Below are 17,555 nucleotides of genomic sequence, written 5' to 3' on the forward strand. Positions count from 1 at the left end.
AGCGGCACGGCCTCGTCATTCATTCGCCCGTCGCCGCCGTTCATCGGCCTGCGACGCGGTTCTTGTCATCAACAGCATCGAAGAGCTCGATCGAGCGGCGGTTCTCACTTCTGGAGAACCACGATGCCTCTCTCAATGCCAGAACGTCCCGTCATCCTGACCGGCGACAGGACCACCGGCCCCCTGCACCTCGGCCACTATGTCGGCTCGCTGCAGAACCGCGTCGCGCTGCAATCGACGCATCGGCAATTCCTTCTGCTGGCCGATGCCCAGGCGCTGACGGACAACGCCCACGATCCGGGCAAGGTGAGCCGGAACATCCTGGAGATCGCGACCGACTATCTCGCCGTCGGCATCGACCCGGAGATGACGACCATCTGCCTGCAATCGCACCTGCCGGCGCTGGCCGATCTCACGCTGCTCTACATGAACTTCGTCACGGTGGCGCGGCTCGAGCGCAACCCGACCATCAAGGACGAGATCCAGGCACGCGGCTTCGGCCGCGATATACCGGCCGGCTTCCTGTGCTATCCCGTCGCGCAGGCCGCGGACATCACCGCCTTCAGGGCGACCATCGTGCCGGTCGGCGAGGACCAGGCGCCGCTGATCGAGCAGACCAACGAGATCGTCCGCCGCATCAACCGCCAAGCGGGCACGGAGGTGCTCCCCGAGGCACGCGCGCTGATCCCGAGCGTCGGACGCCTGCCTGGCGTGGACGGCAAGGCCAAGATGAGCAAATCACAGGGCAACACGATTCCACTCTCCGCCACCGCGGACCAGATTCGCGATGCCGTCCGCCGCATGTTCACCGATCCCGGCCACGTCAGGGCCGCCGATCCGGGGCGTGTCGAAGGCAATGTCGTTTTTACCTATCTCGACGCGTTCGACGACGATCACGCGGCGGTCGCGGACCTGAAGGCGCGCTACGTCCGCGGCGGCCTCGGAGACAGCGTCGTGAAGCAGCGACTTGATGACGTGCTGCAGGCCGTGGTCGCGCCGATCCGCGACCGGCGGGCAGCCTTTGCGCGTGATCCCGACCATGTTCTCGAGATCGTCAGGTACGGCACCGAACTGGCGCGCACCGTCACCGATGCGACCTTGCGCGACGTACGCGAGGCGCTGGGTCTGTTTGCGCTGCATTAGCGGTGCGATGCTAATGCCTGATAACATGAATTAACTAATTCTCGCTCCGCTGCGTTACTGGAACACGAAACGGCTGCGCGTGTCCCGTCGAAATAGGCGCTGCGCTGTCAAGCGGCCGCGAAAGGCGCTATGCTGCGTTCGCGCCTGCCCAACTGTTATGCCGAGATCCGGTTTCGAAGTATTCAGCACTCGCGTTTCACCCGGAGAACACATGGCGAAGCGACCCATCGTAAAGCCGCCGACGGCCGCAAAGCCGCAGCCCAAGAAGCAGGCTTTCGATCCGGCGGTGTTCCTGAAGACCGAAGGCCCAGGCCGGACGATCGGGAAATACCGAAAGGACCAGCAGATCTTTTCCCAGGGCGGCCTCGCCGATGTGCTGTTCTATATCATCACGGGCACGGTCAAGATCGTCGTCCATTCCGAGCAGGGCAAGGAGGCGGTCATCGCGCTGCTCGGTCAGGACGATTTTTTCGGCGAGGGGTGCCTGGCCGGCCAATCTCATCGGCTGTCGGCAGCGTCGGCCATCACGGACAGCGAAATCCTGCGGATCACCAAATCGGCCGCGATCAGCACCCTGCGTGAGCAGCCGGCGTTCTCCGAGGTGTTCGTTTCGCACATCCTCGCCCGCACGATCCGCGTCGAGGCCGATCTCATCGATCAGTTGTTCAATTCGAGCGAGAAGCGCCTTGCGCGGGCGCTACTGCTGCTGGCCAATTTCGGCAATGACGGCAAGCCGCAGCGGGTCATCGCGAAGGTCAGCCAGGAGATGCTGGCCGACATGATCGGCACCACCCGCTCGCGGGTCAGTCACTTCATGAACAAGTTCCGCAAGCTGGGCTTCATCGACTACAACGGCCATCTCGTGATCCACAACTCCCTGCTGAACGTGGTTCTGCACGATCAGCCGCATATCGCAGGCGTGAAGTCGGTTGAAGGCAAGGCTCCCCTCAAGAGCCTATGACCGTGCATCTCGAGTGACCGTGCATCTCGAGATCGAGCTGGCCCTGGCCCTGCTCGATCCGCGCCACCATCAAATCAATGCTGGCTGCGCACCGCCGTCGTGGGCGGCTGGAGAAATGCACCGAACCGCTGCTTGACGATGGCGTAGCATTCGCACGAGGCTTTCTCGAGTCCGGGCCGGTCGAGCACCTGAATGGTGCCGCGACGATAGCTGATCAGGCCGGCCGCCTGCATGGATTGCGCGGCAAGCGTCACCGACTTGCGATTGGCGCCGAGGATCTGCGACAGGAATTCATGCGTGTACGGAAGCACCGCCCCTTCGGCCCGGTCGTGCATCATCAGCAGCCATCGGCAGATGCGCTCGACGGGATCCATCTGTCACACGCCCCACGACTCGCTGTCGGTGGGCCACACCACCGAGCGGAAAGAATTGCCGCCGAATGGGCGGAGCTGGCCGACGCGCCAGCGGCCGGCCGCCTGGCTCGCATAGGGCGGTCTCCGGTGATGAGGGTGCCGCCCCGCCCACTGAAAGGCTGGCATGAGCACGCCTCTCGCCACGGCATCAGTGCCCGCTCTCCGTGGAAGGTCCTCTGGATGAGCGCGCGGGGGGCACAGCGAGCGTCAGGTGCTACTGCCCGCGCCGGGGAGCCATTCTCCTCGATTCGGCTCCCGACGAATTGCGCTGCGGCAAACTGGACCCATGTTCGCTTTTGCTCAGACTCCGACCGGGAACAGCAACACAATAGTCTCATAATATCAAATTGTAAGGAAGAGAGCAGCGGGGAATTTGTAGTCGGAGTGCGTCCTGTTTTGGAGAATTCGCGTGTTGAGACATCAGAGCCAAGATACCGCTTTTCCGATCTTTCTCGAGCGGGCAGGCGTCCGGAATGACATACGCAGCTACAGGCTCATCCAACAATCTGTGCTCGCCGAATTCAGTCGTGCTGCATTGCAGACCCGCGATATCAACAGCGTTCTTCAGCGCGCCACCGCGCTCTGCGCCAAGGGCCTCAATGCACCGTTCACGATGGCGATGGAATTCGTGGCGGATGGCAAGAGACTGCTGGTCCGCGCGGGTTACGGATGGCCGAGCCCGGTCGAGCAATCATCGTTCGTCGTGGACAGCGCCTCGTCTGCTGGCCGCGCCTTCCAGACAGGTCAAGCCATCATCACCAGTCGCGGCCCCCCTGATGGTCGCTTCGAGACACCGGGACTTCTTCCAGTAGACCGCGGCATCAAGACGTCGATCAGCGTCCGGATCGATCGCGGCGGACAAGGCGGCGGCTATTTCGGCGTGCTCCAGGTCGACAGTCCGGCCCCCCGCCGCTTCGACGAGGCAGACGCTGCCTTCCTCACTGAATTCGCCGACATCGTCGGGATTGCAATCGAGCGCCTGCATGAGGAGACGCGGCTCCGCGAAGCCTTGGACCATCAAGCCATGCTGACGCGCGAAATGGGCCACCGCGTCAAGAACAGCCTCGCATCCGTCGTGGCCATGCTCCGCGTCCAGTCGTTCGGGTCGCATTCGGCTGAAGCCAAGCGCGCCCTCGAAGACGCAGGATCGCGCGTGGCGGCCATTGCCCAGGTTCATGATCATCTCTCGCGGGCCTCGCAGATCGGCTTGATCGACGTCGACGTCTTCCTCAATGACTTCTGCAGCCGGCTGCAACGCGTCGCGGGAACGAATGTGCTGCGCTGCGACTCCGACCCGATACGGCTTTCGGCCGATCATGCCGTTCCTCTCGGCCTGCTGATCAATGAGCTGGTCAGCAACGCCGTGAAACATGCCTACCCCGGCCGGGACGGGACGATCGACATCTCCGCCCGTGACATCGACGGCTGGCTGCACCTCAGCGTGTCCGATCATGGTGTCGGTCTGCCGGCCGGTTTCGACATCGATCAACCGCGCGCGAGCCTGGGGTTCCGGATGATCAAGGGGATGGTCGAGCAGCTCCGCGGCCGCCTCTCCGTCAGCGCCAACCAGTCGACCGGCACGCGTGTCCTGGTCGAACTGCCGATGATCCCCCGCAATGAAGGGATTGCACCCGCGGCAGCACTCGTCACCGCAGAGCGACCGGTGCTGGAGAAGACCCGGTGATCCCTTGGGCGATCATCATTCGCCAGCACGGCCGATGACGTGATCCTCGATGCGCCGCTGACAAGGCCGGCCGCTTTCTCGAACGGCAGCTCTTTGTCAATGCTCCTCGTCCACGTGCCGCTGGTGGCGACGAGCGCGCTACACGCTTCATGGTGAGACCACACCGCACATCCGAACATGCGCGAGCCCGGCGGCATTTACCGGGCGGAAACCGTTGCTGGCGTTCAATGCGAGCATGGCACAGTTGCGCATGGAAGTTCGCGATTCGACCGGCACCATCCTGCCGGGCTATGGCGACGCATTCTTCGACCTCAGGCTCCCCGGCGATCACCGCCGCGTGGCGCGGACCCTGCTCCAGATCATTCGCGGCGACGATGTCCGCTCACCGGTGCACAGCGTCCACTTCTTCCGGGGCGCTTCCGAGATCGGCTGCTGGTCGGTCGACGACGAGCGCGCGGAGATGAGCTTCGTGGACCAGTTCGCGCACACGCCGCCCGCCGCGGCGTAACAGCTTCCCCGACGAGCTCAAGGCACGCGGCATCGGCCTCACGCGATCCGCGGGTGCGCGGTCTGGTGTCAGGTCCAGGCCGAGCGGATGATCGTGCCGTCATAGTCGGTGCCGAAAATCGCGAAGTCCGGCACATGGCCGAGGATCGCCGTCAGCGCCCGCGGGATCAGGTGCGTCTCGGGATCGCGCAGCTCACCGATCAGGCCTGACGCGTCGGCACCGCCGGCGTTGAAGTGCGGCGATGGCCGGTGGACAGATTGTCGTAGCAGACCGGCGCGTAGCCGGCCTCGGCGACAGCCTTGCAGCAATGAGCCCCGATGTAGCCGGCGCCGCCGGCAACCAGGATCGCTCCCTTGTGATCCATGCATGAAGGCCTTCTGATCAGCAAACGGCTGGATCGAGTCGCGGAATGCGAAATGTGACCCAGCGAGCCGACCGCTGCAACCGGGCAGCGCGCGCCGGCTGGCGTCACCGACAACCGCTTGGCGGAAGGCCGCTCCGCGCTCTTAACGCTCTCGCACCCGGCCGGTCGTCCGATTGCGGTCAGGTGACGCCGAATAGCGGGCGTCCCGCGACTACAGCACGACATCTAGCCGTGAACAGACCTCGTACCGGGCCGCGCCGCTGATTCGGACGCGGTTCGTTCAAGCCACGTTCTGAACGTTAACGTGAGCGCGCACGACGTCGCATTCTGGGACATCATGCGCAGGCTCGCCGTGGCAGCGAGTCCAGCGCTGATGTCGTTGGCGCGATCCCGGCGCGGCGAGGTCGGCGCGGCTCCAGGTGTAGGCCGTGCCTGCGCGCCCGCCCGGCACGCCGATCCGTTCGGCGCGCAGATGTCCATGCCCCCAGGTGCATGGCTCACAATCCAGAGTCCAGGTGGCACGCGGCGCAGAATGGGGTACGAGTCGTCGGACTGATCAGCGTCGGCCGATGCGGGAGACGTCCCTTGAGTGAAACACCGAGCAACGTCGACGCGGCGGCGCGCGCTGCAGCGACGCCACCGCCCTCGTCCGCCGCGGCGCCCGGGCTCTCGGCGCGTCTCGGCATTCCGCTGCTTGCGGTGATCGCAGCGCTCGCCTTCGTGGCGCTCGCGACCACGCGCTGGAACGCCTGGACCGGCAACGCAACGACCCAGTCGACCAACGACGCCTATGTGCGCGCCGACCTGACGCAGCTCTCGAGCCGCGTGGCCGGCGAGGTGACGAAGGTCGCGGTCAGCGATTTCCAGCAGGTCAAGGCCGGCGACCTGCTGGTCCAGATCGATCCGGCCGACTACGAGGCACAGGTGTCGCAGGCCGAGGCCAATGTCGAGGCGGCACAGGCGGCGCTCGACAACCTCAGCAATCAGGTCGAGCTGCAATACGCAACCATCGCGCAGGCCGAAGCGCAGCAGGTCTCGGCCGGCGCGGCCGAGGTGCAGGCCAGGCAGGAGGAAGAGCGCCAGCAGTCGCTGTCTCAGAGCGAGGCAGGTACCAAGCAGCGGCTGGAACAGGCAACGGCCGCCTATGCCAAGGCACAGGCGGACGTGCGCGCGAGCCGCGCGGTGATCGCCGCGCAGCGCCACCAGCTCGAGGTGCTCACCGGCACCAAGAAGCAGCGCGGCGCCGATCTCGCCGGCGCCAAGGCCGCGCTGGCCGCGGCGCGGCTCAAGCTCGGCTACACCAGGATCACCGCGCCGTTCGACGGCGTCGTCGGGCAGCGCCAGGTGCAGGTCGGCGACTACGTCAATATCGGCAGCAGCCTGATCGCGGTGGTGCCGCTGCCGCATGTATTCGTCATCGCCAACTACAAGGAAACGCAGCTCACCCATGTCGCGCCCGGCCAGCCGGTCGAGGTCACCGTGGACTCGTTCCCCGGCGAGAGCCTGCACGGCCGCGTCGAGCGGATCGCGCCGGCCTCCGGCTCGCAATTCGCGCTGCTGCCGCCCGACAATGCCACCGGCAACTTCACCAAGGTCGTGCAGCGCATTCCGGTCCGCATCGCCCTCGACGGCGACCAGCCGCTGCTCGCGCGGCTGCTGCCGGGCATGTCGGTCGTGACCCACATCCGCACCGCCGGCCAGGCCGATGGCACCAAGTGAGACCGAGCGCGGACCGCTGTCGCGCGGCGGCCAGGCGGCGCATCCGCTGTTTGCCGTCGGCGCCGTCCTGCTCGGCTCGTTCCTGGCGAATTTCGACAGCCGGCTGACCTCGGTCGGCCTGCCCGATCTGCGCGGCGCGTTCTCGCTCGGTTTTGACGAGGGCGCCTGGCTGTCCACCGCGGCGATCGGCTCGCAGATCGTGATCGCGCCGGCCGTGGCGTGGCTCGCGACGGTGTTCGGTCTGCGCCGTGTGCTGGGTATTCCCAGCCTGATCTATGCGGTGCTGTCCCTGATCATTCCGTTCGTGCGCGACTATCCGATCTTGATCGCGCTCGCGATCCTGCACGGCATGCTGCTCGGCACCTTCGTGCCGGCCACCTTGATGATCATCTTCCGCAACCTGCCGATCCGCTGGTGGCTACCGGCCATCTCGATCTATGCGATCCGGGTCGGCTTCGCGCTGGATACCTCGACCTCGCTGGTCGGCTTCTATGTCGAGCATCTCGGCTGGCAGTGGCTGTACTGGCAGGGCGTCGTGCTGGCGCCGCTGATGGCGCTGATGGTCTATCTCGGCACCCCGGCCGAGCCCGTCAACCGCGCGCTGCTCGAGAACGCCGACTGGGGCGGGATGCTGTTGCTCGGCAGCGCCGTGGCGATGATCTATGCCGGTCTCGACCAGGGCAACCGACTCGACTGGCTGCAATCGGGCACGGTCATGGCGCTGCTGTGCGGCGGCGCCGCGCTGTTCGTCCTGTTCCTCGTCAACGAGGCGCTCGCCCCGCAGCCATGGGCGCATTTCAACGTGCTGTTCTCGCGCAACATCGGGCTGTCGCTGGTCGTGATCCTGCTCTACACGCTGACCAGCCTCTCGAATGCGTCGCTGGTGCCGAACTTCCTCGTCACCATCACGCAGTTGCGGCCGGAGCAGAGCGGCTCGCTGCTGTTGTTCTACGGCGCGCTGCCGATGGTCGTGCTGGTGCCGCTGTCGATCGTCCTGCTTCGCCATCTCGATCCTCGCATCGTCGTCGTGCTCGGTCTCAGTGCCTTCGCGGCGGCCAATCTGCTCGGCACCCAGATCACCCATGCCTGGGCGCGCGAGGATTTCATCGTCATCGTCGTGCTGCAGTCGATCGGACAGGCCCTGACCTTGCTTCCGATCATCATCCTCGCGCTGTCGAATTCCGATCCGGCCCGCGCGACGTCCTTTGCGGCCTATATCCAGGTGATGCGGCTCGGCGGCGCCGAAATCGGCGTCGCCCTGATGGGAACGTGGCTGCGGGTGCGCGAGCAGGTGCATTCGGCCTATCTCGGCCTCAATATCCAGAGCAGCGATCTCGACGTCGCGCGCGCGCTGCAACGGCTGACCGGCTATTTCGCCGCGCATGGCGGCGGCCAGGCCAAGGCCCGCGCCGTCGGGACCTTGGCGGCGCAGGTGCAGCGCGAGGCCAACGTGCTCGCTTATCTCGACGCGTTCTGGCTGTGCTTCTGGCTCGCGATCGCCTCGCTGGTGCTGGTTGCGCTGATCACCCGCGCGCCGCCCGGTCCGTTCTCGCCGGCCCCCATTGGGTTGAGAACGGCGTGGACGCGACGATTCGGATCGTCGCCGGCGTGAGAGCGACGACATTCTCCGACGCGGCACGGCTGCAACGTCACAACACACGCGCCTCGCGGCGGCGCCGAGGTTGCTTAACTTTCTGACGCCGGCACAGCAGCACGGCGCGTGCGCCGGAGCTGCATCTTGCATCTCAATTCAGCGTGGCACGAGATGTAGCCGTGAACAGACCTCGTACCGTGACTCGCCGCCGATTCGGACGCGGTTCGTTCCAGCCGCGTTCCGAACCTTAACAGCGGCACGGTGAGCGTCGCATTCTGGGACATCATGCGCGCGATGGTTGCGGCAGCTCATCGAGCGGCCATTTCGGACGCTTGATCTTCCTGTAGGGCAACGTCGTCACGTCGCGCGCGACCACGCCGGGCGCATCGACCATGATGATGTCGGCCGCGATCGGCGCAAATGCCGCGCGGAAATGCTGGGCGGATTTCACCACGACGAGCTTGCGCGTGGCAGGATCGCAGCCGAGCTGCGTGAAGAAGTCGGTGCCGAACGCCTGGCAGCGGAACGTCGTGATCACGACCTCGACGCCATTGCTTCCGATCAACGCGCAATCGCCGAGCTTGGCGGGCGTGCCGGCAAGGCCCGTCATCACCATGTTCTCCTTCAGCGCCTTGATCTCCCAGGTCGCATCGACCGGATCACCCGACAGCGGACCGATCTTGCCGCCGATCCGCAGCGGCAGCTTGGCGCCAACGCCGGCATCGAAGGCGATGCGCACCGCGATCGGATCCCAGAGTGGACCGAGGCAGGCATTGCCGATGTTGCGGTCGAGCAGCCGGCGCAGGATGAACGTGGAATCGCCGGGCGCACCGCCGCCGGGATTGTCGCTGGCATCGCCGAGCACGATGGTGCCGTCTGTCGCCAAGGCCTGGTCAAGCGCGGCATCGACGGCGGGCATGCGCTCGGTCACCGCCTCGCGCATGCCGATCAGTTCGTCCGCAAGTCGGCGTGCCAGCGCCTTCGCCCTGACACCATCCGGATCGACGGCGGCATCGCTATAGACCAGCACCTTGGTGCCCATGTCAGGCGTGTCGCCCCAGCCGAAGCCGTGCACGATCGAGACCGAGACGATGCCGTCCTTGCCTTCGAGCGCGGTGATGCGGTCGACGAAGCTGCGCACCGGCTCGCGCGTGGTGTGCAGGGTGACGATCATGTCGGTGTCGACCAGGGCCTTCTGCAGCTTCAGCCGCTTCTCGGCGATCTCGGTGCAATGCTTCACCAGATCCTGCGCGCGCTCGAGGATGTCGGTGTGCGGATATTCCTTCCAGCAGATCAGCAGATCGGCGCTTCTGACCATCAGCTCGCTCATGTGAACGTGGGGGTCGAGCGTCGCACCGATGACCACATCGGGCCCGACGATCTCGCGGATGCGCGCGAGCAGCTCACCCTCGCAATCATCGTAGCCGTCGGCGATCATCGCGCCGTGCAGGCCGATCAACGCCATGTCGACCGGCAGCGCGGCTTTGAGGTCGGCAAGAATCTGGTCACGCAGGGTCTCGAACGCGGCGCGGGTGACCAGCCCGTTGGGCACGGCCGCAGCCACCAGCCCTTCGATCAGCGTCCAGCCCTTGGACGGCCCGACCTGGCGCGCAGCCCATAGCGGCCCGCCATGCATCTGCATCTTGTCCGGATGCTGGCCGGCCGGGAAGTAGGCGCGCTCATGGAAGGTCGCGAGCCCCGTGGGCATCGGCGCGAAGGTGTTGGTCTCGGTGGCAAGGGCGGCGGAGAAGACACGCATGGAGGGGAGGCTCTTGGTTCGCGCGAGGGACGAGGATGCGGCGCAGGGGACCGCATCGCGTCCATCAGCACAAGCCGGCAGGAATGAAGAGCGCCCCGTCGCCCAGCGCATGAGCGGCGTCAGACCGCGCTCTCAACCGCGACCGACTGATCCTCGATCGCCTTGATCGCGACCAGCGCGACCTGCGTCAGCGCCTCGCGGTCGGCGCCTGACGACGCCATCACGCTCATGCCGGTGATGACGGCCGAGACATAGCGGGCGAGCGCCGCAGGGTCGGCGGTGGCAGCCAGATCGCCTTCGCCCTTTGCGCGATCGAAACGCTGCCGGAGCTGTTCCTCGGTCTGCGCACGGCGGGCCGCGAGCTCGAACGGCACATTGGCCGAGCCGGAGCCGCAGGCGAGACCGCCCTGCACCAGCAGGCAGCCGGGCGGATTGGAGGGATCGGTCTGTTTCTCGGCGACGCCCATCAGCATCCGCGCGGTGACCTCGCGGGCGGTCGGCGCACTCAGCACCTCGTCCATCCAGGCCTCCCGTCGCGCCGTGTAGCGGTCGAGCGCGGCCCTGAGCAGGGCCTCCTTGCTGCCGAACGCGGCGTAGAGGCTGGGCGGGTTGATGCCCATGGCGTCGGTGAGCTGGGCGATGGTGGCGCCCTCATAGCCATGGCGCCAGAACACCTCCATCGCCTGGTCCAGCGCGGTGTCGCGATCGAAAGTCCGGGGCCGTCCGATGCCCATGTGCAAAACTCCTGTTCCGTCTCCGCCCCGTCCGATTCTTATCTAGTTGTTATTGAACGCGATTTCTTTGATCTGGCGCAGTCGCCGAAAGTCGGGCTACTATTTTCGTAGTATCCGTTACATAAGTCTCTTGCGAACCGGTTGCCAGCGCCACATTTGTAGCGAGCACTACAAAACTGGAGCGCGCCAATGCCTTCGCCCGAAATTCGTTCCTCCGGCCGCCTGAAGCGGTGGCTGAGCACCGTCGCCGCCGCTGGCCTGCTGATTGCCGCCGGATCCTATGCCGGCTCCCATTATTTCAACTTCAGTTCCGCGCCGAATGCAGCCCGCGCTGCGGCCCCCGAACAGGCCGTCGCCGTTACGGTTGCCGTGGTCGAGCCGCGAAAGGCGAGCCTGTGGGACGAGTTCTCCGGCCGGCTCGAAGCTGTCGAGCGGGTCGAGATCCGGCCGCGGGTGGCCGGTGCCATTCTCGGCACCAATTTCACCGAGGGCTCGCTGGTCAAGGCTGGCGACGTCCTCTTCAAGATCGACCCGGCGCCCTACGCAGCCGAGGTCGACCGGGCGCAGGCGCAGCTGGAAGCGGCGCGCGCCCGCGCCGCTTTCGCTGCCAACGAACTGGAGCGCGGCGCGCAGCTGGTCGGCAATTCGATCGTGACCAAGCGCGATTACGACCAGCGCGACAACGGCAATCGCGAGGCGATCGCCAACGTCAAGGCCGCCGAGGCGACCTTGCAGACGGCCAAACTCAACCTCGACTACACACAGGTGCGGGCGCCAGTCGACGGCCGGGTCGGCCGGATCGAGGTCACCGTCGGCAACCTCGTCGCCGCCGGCTCGGCCTCGCCGGTGCTGACTTCGCTGGTGTCCGTCAATCCGATCTATGCGAGCTTCGATGCCACCGAAGAGCTGGTGTTGCGCGCATTGTCGGCGATCGCCGATGGCTCGGGCAAGCGCGGCAATCTCGACCGCATCCCGGTCGAGATGACGACCTCGGGCGGCATCGCGGCATCCGGCCACATCCAGTTGATCGACAATCAAGTCAACGGGCAGAGCGGCACGATCCGCGTCCGCGCCGTGTTCAAGAACGAGGACGGCCGGCTGATCCCCGGCCAGTTCGCGCGCGTGCGCATGGGCCAGCCGCAGCAGCAATCGCTGGTGCTGCTCGACGAGCGCGCCATCGGCACCGACCAGGACAAAAAATTCGTGATGGTGGTCGGTGACGACGAGCGCGCTGTCTATCGCCCGGTCAGCCTCGGCGGCAGCGTCGACGGCCTGCGCATCATCTCCGCCGGTCTCAAGCCCGGCGAGCGCGTCGTCGTCAACGGCCTGCAGCGGGTGCGGCCGGGTGCGTTGTTGAAGACGCAGGTGGCCGCGATGGGCGCACGCGATGGGGCGGCGTCAGACAACAAGCAACTGGCGCAGCGCTGATCGTCATTGAGGCCCGGCTATCCGCGACCACCACAACTGTCGTCCCCGCGAAAGCGGGGACCCATAACCACCGGCCCTGCTTGTCGACCAAGGAAGATGACCCGCAGTCTTTTTCACCAATTGGCCGTCCGCGGTATGGGTCCCGGCGTTCGCCGGGACGACACCGGATGTGAGGCGGCAGCGAGCCAAACAGGCCAAGCGAAATCCACACTACACGCTGACATCTCCCGACCACGGGGCCTCCCATGAACCTCTCCAAATTCTTCATCGACCGGCCGATCTTCGCAGGCGTGCTGTCGACGCTGATCTTCCTCGGCGGCTTGATCGCGCTGTTCTCCATGCCGATCTCTGAATACCCCGACGTCGTGCCGCCCTCCGTCGTGGTGCGCGCGACCTATCCCGGCGCCAATCCGAAGGTGATCGCCGAGACGGTGGCGACGCCGATCGAGGAGCAGATCAACGGCGTCGAGAACATGCTCTATATGAGCAGCCAGGCGACCACCGACGGCGCGATGACGCTCACGGTCACCTTCAAGCTCGGCACCGATCCGGACAAGGCCACGCAGCTGGTGCAGAACCGCGTGCAGCAGGCCGAGCCGCGGCTGCCCAACGTCGTGCGCCAGCTCGGCGTCATCACCAAGAAGAGTTCGCCCGACCTCACCATGGTCGTGCATCTGATCTCGCCGAACGGCCGCTACGATACGACGTACCTGCGCAACTACGCGGTGCTCAACGTCAAGGACCGGCTGGCGCGCATCGACGGCGTCGGCGACGTGCAGCTGTTCGGCGCCGGCGACTATTCGATGCGGGTCTGGGTCGATCCGCAGAAGGCGGCCGAGCACGGCCTGTCGGCGTCCGACATCGTCAAGGCGATCCAGGCGCAGAACGTCGAAGCCGCGGCCGGCGTGGTCGGCGCATCGCCCAGCGTCAAGGGGCTCGACCTGCAGCTCTCGGTCAATGCCGAGGGCCGGCTGTCGAACGAGGACCAGTTCGCCGACATCGTGGTGAAGACCGGCGCCCATGGCGAGATCACGCGGCTGCGCGACGTCGCGCGCATCGAGCTCGGCGCCTCGGAATATGGACTGCGCTCGCTGCTCGACAACAAGCAGGCGGTGGCGATCCCGATCTTCCAGGCGCCCGGCTCCAACGCGCTGCAGATCTCCGACAACGTCCGCGCCACCATGGCCGAGATCAAGAAGACGATGCCGGAGGGCGTCGAGTATCACATCGTCTACGATCCGACCCAGTTCGTGCGATCCTCGATCGAGGCCGTCGTGCACACGCTGTTCGAGGCCATCGTGCTGGTCGTGATCGTAGTCATCCTGTTCCTGCAGACCTGGCGCGCCTCGATCATCCCGCTGCTGGCGGTGCCCGTCTCGATCGTCGGCACCTTCGCGGTGATGCACCTGTTCGGCTTCTCGATCAACGCGCTCAGCCTGTTCGGCCTGGTGCTCGCCATCGGCATCGTCGTCGACGACGCCATCGTCGTGGTCGAGAACGTCGAGCGCAACATCGAGAGCGGCCTGTCGCCACGCGACGCCACCTACCAGGCGATGCGCGAGGTGTCCGGACCGATCATCGCGATCGCGCTGGTGCTGGTCGCCGTGTTCGTGCCACTCGCCTTCATCTCCGGCCTGACGGGACAGTTCTACAAGCAGTTCGCGCTGACGATCGCGATTTCGACCGTGATCTCCGCCGTCAACTCGCTGACCCTGTCGCCGGCGCTGTCGGCGCTGCTGCTCAAGGGCCACCACGAGCCGAAGGACCGCCTCACCCGCATCCTCGACAAGAGCCTCGGCTGGTTCTTCCGCGGCTTCAACCGTGCCTTCGTCCGCGCCTCCGACAATTACAGCGGCAGCGTGTCGAAGGTGATCACCGGCAAGGCCGCGGTGATGATCCTCTACGTCCTCCTGGTCGGCGCCACCGCCGTGCTGTTCAAGCAGGTGCCGGGCGGCTTCGTGCCCGGCCAGGACAAGCAGTATCTGGTCGGCTTCGCCCGACTGCCCGATGGCGCCACGCTCGACCGCTCCGAGGAGGTCATCCGCAAGATGAGCGACATCGCGCTGACCCAGCCCGGTGTCGAGAGCTCGGTCGCCTTCCCCGGCCTGTCGATCTCCGGCTTCACCAACTCCTCCAATGCCGGCATCGTGTTCTCGACCTTGAAGCCGTTCGACGAGCGCAAGGATCCGTCGCTGTCCGGCGGCGCGCTGGCGATGGAGCTCAACAAGAAATATGCGGGCATTCAAGACGCCTTCATCGCAATGTTCCCGCCGCCGCCGGTCAACGGCCTCGGCACGATCGGCGGCTTCAAGCTGCAGATCGAGGACCGCGCCGGGCTCGGCTATGAGGCGCTCAACGACGTCACCAAGGCGTTCATGGCGGGCCTGCAGAAGTCGCCGGAGATCGCCGGCGTGTTCTCGAGCTTCCAGGTCAACGTGCCGCAACTGTTCGCCGACATCGACCGCACCAAGGCGCTGCAGCTCGGCGTGCCCGTGACCGAGGTGTTCAACACCCTGCAGATCTACCTCGGCTCGTACTACGTGAACGACTTCAACAAGTTCGGCCGCACCTATTCGGTGCGCGTGCAGGCCGACGCGCCGTTCCGCGCCCGTGCCGACGATATCCGCCAGCTCAAGGTGCGCTCCGCCTCCGGCGACATGGTGCCGCTGTCGGCGCTGCTCAACGTGCGACAGAGCGCAGGTCCCGAACGCGCCATCCGCTACAACGGCTTCCTGTCGTCGGACATCAACGCGGCAGCGGCACCCGGCTTCTCCTCGGGCCAGGCGCAGGCGGCGGCGGAGCGGGTCGCGGCCGAGGTGCTGCCGCCGGGCTTCGCCTTCGAATGGACCGACCTGACCTATCAGGAGTTCATCGCCGGCAATTCGGGCCTGTGGGTGTTTCCGCTCGCGATCCTGCTGGTGTTCCTGGTGCTGGCCGCGCTGTACGAGAGCCTCACCTTGCCGCTCGCGATCCTGATGATCGTGCCGATGGCGCTGCTGGCGGCGATGTTCGGTGTCTACCTCTCGAAGGGCGACAACAACATCTTCACCCAGATCGGCCTGATCGTGCTCGTCGGCCTCTCCGCCAAGAACGCGATCCTGATCGTCGAATTCGCCCGCGAGCTCGAATTCGCCGGGCGCACGCCGCTGCGCGCCGCGATCGAGGCCAGCCGGCTCCGGTTGCGCCCCATCCTGATGACGTCGATGGCCTTCATCATGGGCGTGCTGCCGCTGGTGCTATCGACCGGTGCAGGCTCGGAGATGCGGCGGGCGATGGGGGTCGCGGTGTTCTCCGGCATGATCGGCGTCACCGTGTTCGGCCTGTTCCTGACGCCCGTGTTCTACGTGCTGCTGCGAACGCTGACCGGCATGAAGCCGCTGACCCAGCACGGCGGCCACGGCACGGTGGCAGCGCAGCCTGCGGAGTAAACGGCATGTGAACAAGCGTGATGTCGGACGCGGAGAAACGCAATCGTCTCTTGTTTCGTAGAGGCAAGTGACAGTCGGCGTCCTCATCACGCTTCCCCGATGATCCGGGGCACGATCAATTCTCAGCGACTGTGAACTGGATCACAGACCAGCGCAGCGGAATGGAGGACGCCAACTCCAGCACGTTGCGCCGACCCGGCGGCCTGTCCCGCACCAGGCCGCCGGGTCATTCGACCGAAGGAGTTGCAACATGGATTTTTTGAATCATCTCGTCGCCGCCAGGCTGAAGAAGACGGCAAAGGGTTTTGAACGCATCGGCACACACGGTGCAGCGCGGCGGCTGCCGGCTCCGACCCGTGCACGGGCGACGAGCAGACCGGCGCTCGGCCTCGTCGTCGACAATTCGGCGGAGAGCGAACCGGTACCGGCGCTTGCCTGCCCGGACGATCAAGGCTGCAGCGCCGGATTGTAGGGCCGCAAGCCCCCAACGCGTCCCCGAGGTTGAACCCGGCCGGACCAGGCCAGGCGCCGGCAGCGGACGATCTCAACACGCCCCGCCGCAGCGCGGCCGACGCCGCCCCTAGCGCCAAAATGGCATCATCTCACGATCAAAACTCGCGCTTGCCACGGCTGGGAACAGCCGATAGCTTTTTTGAACCTTTCAAAGCGCGACGGATCATCGAGCATGTTTTCACGGCGGACCAGCCCCACGGGTGTGAAGGTGTCGAACGGAACGGGTCGGGCGACGCCACGCGCGGCCCTCACCGTCTCGAAGACGGTGCTGGTGGCTGCGGCAGCCGTGCTGAGCCTCGCCGCGGCGGCGCAGGCGCGCGATCTCACGGTGGTGTCGTGGGGCGGCAACTATCAGGACGCGCAGCGCAAGATCTACTTCCAGCCGTTCGCCGCCAAGCTCGGCGCCACCGTGCTCGACGAGAGCTGGGACGGCGGCTACGGCGTGCTGCAGGCCAAGGTGAAGGCCGGGGTGCCGAACTGGGATGCGGTGCAGGTCGAGGCCGAGGAGCTCGAGCTCGGCTGCAGCGACGGCATCTATGAGAAGATCGACTGGAGCAAGATCGGCGACAAGAAAGGCTTCATCCCGGCCGGCGTGAGCGATTGCGGCGTCGGCGCCATCGTCTGGTCGACGGGCATGTCCTATGACGGCGACAAGATCAAGGACGCGCCGAAGACGTGGGCGGACTTCTGGGACACGGCGAAGTTTCCCGGCAAGCGCGGCCTGCGCAAGGGCGCCAAATACACGCTCGAATTCGCGCTGATGGCCGACGGCGTGCCGGCGGCCGACGTCTACAAGATGCTGAAGACCAAGGAGGGCGTCGACCGCGCCTTCAAGAAGCTCGACGCGCTGAAGGCCGACATCGTGTGGTGGGAGGCCGGTGCGCAGCCGTTGCAGCTGTTGTCGTCCGGCCAGGTCGCGATGACCTCGGTCTATAACGGCCGCATCAGCGCCATCAACCGCACGGAGGGCAAGCATTTCGGTTTCGTGTTTCCGGGCAGCATCTACGCGGTCGACAGCTGGGTGGTGCTGAAGGGCTCGCCGAACAAGGATGCCGCGATGAACTTCATCGCGTTTGCGAGCCAGGCCGAGAACCAGGCCAAGCTGCCCGAATACATCGCCTACGGCCTGCCGAACATCGCCGCCGCCAAGCTGGTGCCGGAAAAATTCGCCGCCGAGTTGCCGACGACCCCCGATAATCTCAAGCAGGCGATCGCGCTCGACGTCGGCTTCTGGACCGACAATTCGGAAGAGCTGTCGAAGCGCTTCAACGCCTGGCTGGCGCGCTGAGGCTCGCCGCATCAGCAAA

Annotated in this window: 13 protein-coding genes and 1 pseudogene; 10 read left to right on the forward strand and 4 right to left on the reverse strand. The window is 65.9% G+C overall.

The genetic code is table 11. The features are described from left to right. Positions 1–135 precede the first annotated feature (135 nt). Entirely contained in the window at positions 136–1,143 is a 1,008-nt protein-coding gene (gene trpS / locus QX126_RS02500) for a tryptophan--tRNA ligase (protein WP_315779115.1), read from the forward strand. Between the two features lie 211 nt (positions 1,144–1,354). Then, positions 1,355–2,104, forward strand: a complete 750-nt coding sequence (locus tag QX126_RS02505) for a Crp/Fnr family transcriptional regulator (protein WP_315736510.1) — start codon at positions 1,355–1,357, stop codon at positions 2,102–2,104. A 74-nt stretch (positions 2,105–2,178) separates the two neighbouring features. Here QX126_RS02505 and QX126_RS02510 read toward each other — a convergent pair whose 3' ends face one another. After that, the gene (locus tag QX126_RS02510) at positions 2,179–2,478 is read right to left on the reverse strand and encodes a Crp/Fnr family transcriptional regulator (RefSeq protein WP_409998138.1); all 300 of its coding nucleotides are present in this window, start codon (positions 2,476–2,478) and stop codon (positions 2,179–2,181) included. Positions 2,479–2,926: 448 nt separating this feature from the next. Between QX126_RS02510 and QX126_RS02515 the strand changes: the two genes are divergently transcribed. Both QX126_RS02515 and QX126_RS02520 read left to right on the forward strand, forming a co-directional pair. Continuing rightward, on the forward strand, positions 2,927–4,201 hold the full coding sequence (locus QX126_RS02515) for a sensor histidine kinase (protein ID WP_315779116.1): 1,275 nt from the start codon (positions 2,927–2,929) through the stop codon (positions 4,199–4,201). A 250-nt stretch (positions 4,202–4,451) separates the two neighbouring features. Then, on the forward strand, positions 4,452–4,709 hold the full coding sequence (locus QX126_RS02520) for a hypothetical protein (RefSeq protein WP_315779118.1): 258 nt from the start codon (positions 4,452–4,454) through the stop codon (positions 4,707–4,709). A gap of 83 nt (positions 4,710–4,792) precedes the next feature. Here the strand turns inward: QX126_RS02520 and QX126_RS02525 are convergent. After that, positions 4,793–5,073: pseudogene (locus QX126_RS02525) on the reverse strand (NAD-dependent epimerase/dehydratase family protein); the annotation flags it as partial. Positions 5,074–5,658: 585 nt separating this feature from the next. Between QX126_RS02525 and QX126_RS02530 the strand changes: the two are divergent. Together QX126_RS02530 and QX126_RS02535 are read left to right on the forward strand one after the other, a co-directional pair. Continuing rightward, positions 5,659–6,792 carry an HlyD family secretion protein gene (locus QX126_RS02530; RefSeq protein ID WP_315736506.1) on the forward strand — a complete coding sequence of 378 codons (1,134 nt, stop codon included), beginning with the start codon at positions 5,659–5,661 and terminating at the stop codon, positions 6,790–6,792. After that, positions 6,779–8,404: an MFS transporter gene (locus tag QX126_RS02535; RefSeq protein ID WP_315779120.1), complete on the forward strand. Its 1,626-nt coding sequence runs from the start codon at positions 6,779–6,781 to the stop codon at positions 8,402–8,404. The genes QX126_RS02530 and QX126_RS02535 overlap by 14 nt, the downstream gene beginning before the upstream one ends. A gap of 265 nt (positions 8,405–8,669) precedes the next feature. Here the strand turns inward: QX126_RS02535 and QX126_RS02540 are convergent, their stop codons facing one another. Both QX126_RS02540 and QX126_RS02545 read right to left on the reverse strand, forming a co-directional pair. After that, entirely contained in the window at positions 8,670–10,145 is a 1,476-nt protein-coding gene (locus tag QX126_RS02540) for a M81 family metallopeptidase (protein ID WP_315779121.1), read from the reverse strand. Between the two features lie 119 nt (positions 10,146–10,264). Continuing rightward, positions 10,265–10,879, reverse strand: a complete 615-nt coding sequence (locus QX126_RS02545) for a TetR/AcrR family transcriptional regulator (RefSeq protein ID WP_315779122.1) — start codon at positions 10,877–10,879, stop codon at positions 10,265–10,267. Positions 10,880–11,068: 189 nt separating this feature from the next. On the opposite strand from QX126_RS02545, the gene QX126_RS02550 reads away from it, so the two are divergent. From QX126_RS02550 to QX126_RS02565, 4 genes are all read left to right on the forward strand, one after another. Then, complete coding sequence (locus QX126_RS02550; RefSeq protein WP_315779123.1) at positions 11,069–12,307, forward strand: efflux RND transporter periplasmic adaptor subunit; 1,239 nt, start codon at positions 11,069–11,071, stop codon at positions 12,305–12,307. A gap of 245 nt (positions 12,308–12,552) precedes the next feature. Beyond that, positions 12,553–15,735, forward strand: a complete 3,183-nt coding sequence (locus tag QX126_RS02555; RefSeq protein ID WP_315736501.1) for a multidrug efflux RND transporter permease subunit — start codon at positions 12,553–12,555, stop codon at positions 15,733–15,735. 250 nt (positions 15,736–15,985) lie between these two features. Beyond that, positions 15,986–16,207, forward strand: coding sequence for a hypothetical protein (locus tag QX126_RS02560; protein WP_315779124.1), 222 nt, complete (start codon positions 15,986–15,988; stop codon positions 16,205–16,207). Between the two features lie 213 nt (positions 16,208–16,420). Beyond that, complete coding sequence (locus QX126_RS02565; protein WP_315736499.1) at positions 16,421–17,536, forward strand: ABC transporter substrate-binding protein; 1,116 nt, start codon at positions 16,421–16,423, stop codon at positions 17,534–17,536. The last annotated feature ends 19 nt before the right edge of the window (positions 17,537–17,555 follow it).

It is taken from the genome of Bradyrhizobium sp. SZCCHNPS1003, from assembly GCF_032381555.1.
Taxonomy (GTDB): Bacteria; Pseudomonadota; Alphaproteobacteria; order Rhizobiales; family Xanthobacteraceae; genus Bradyrhizobium.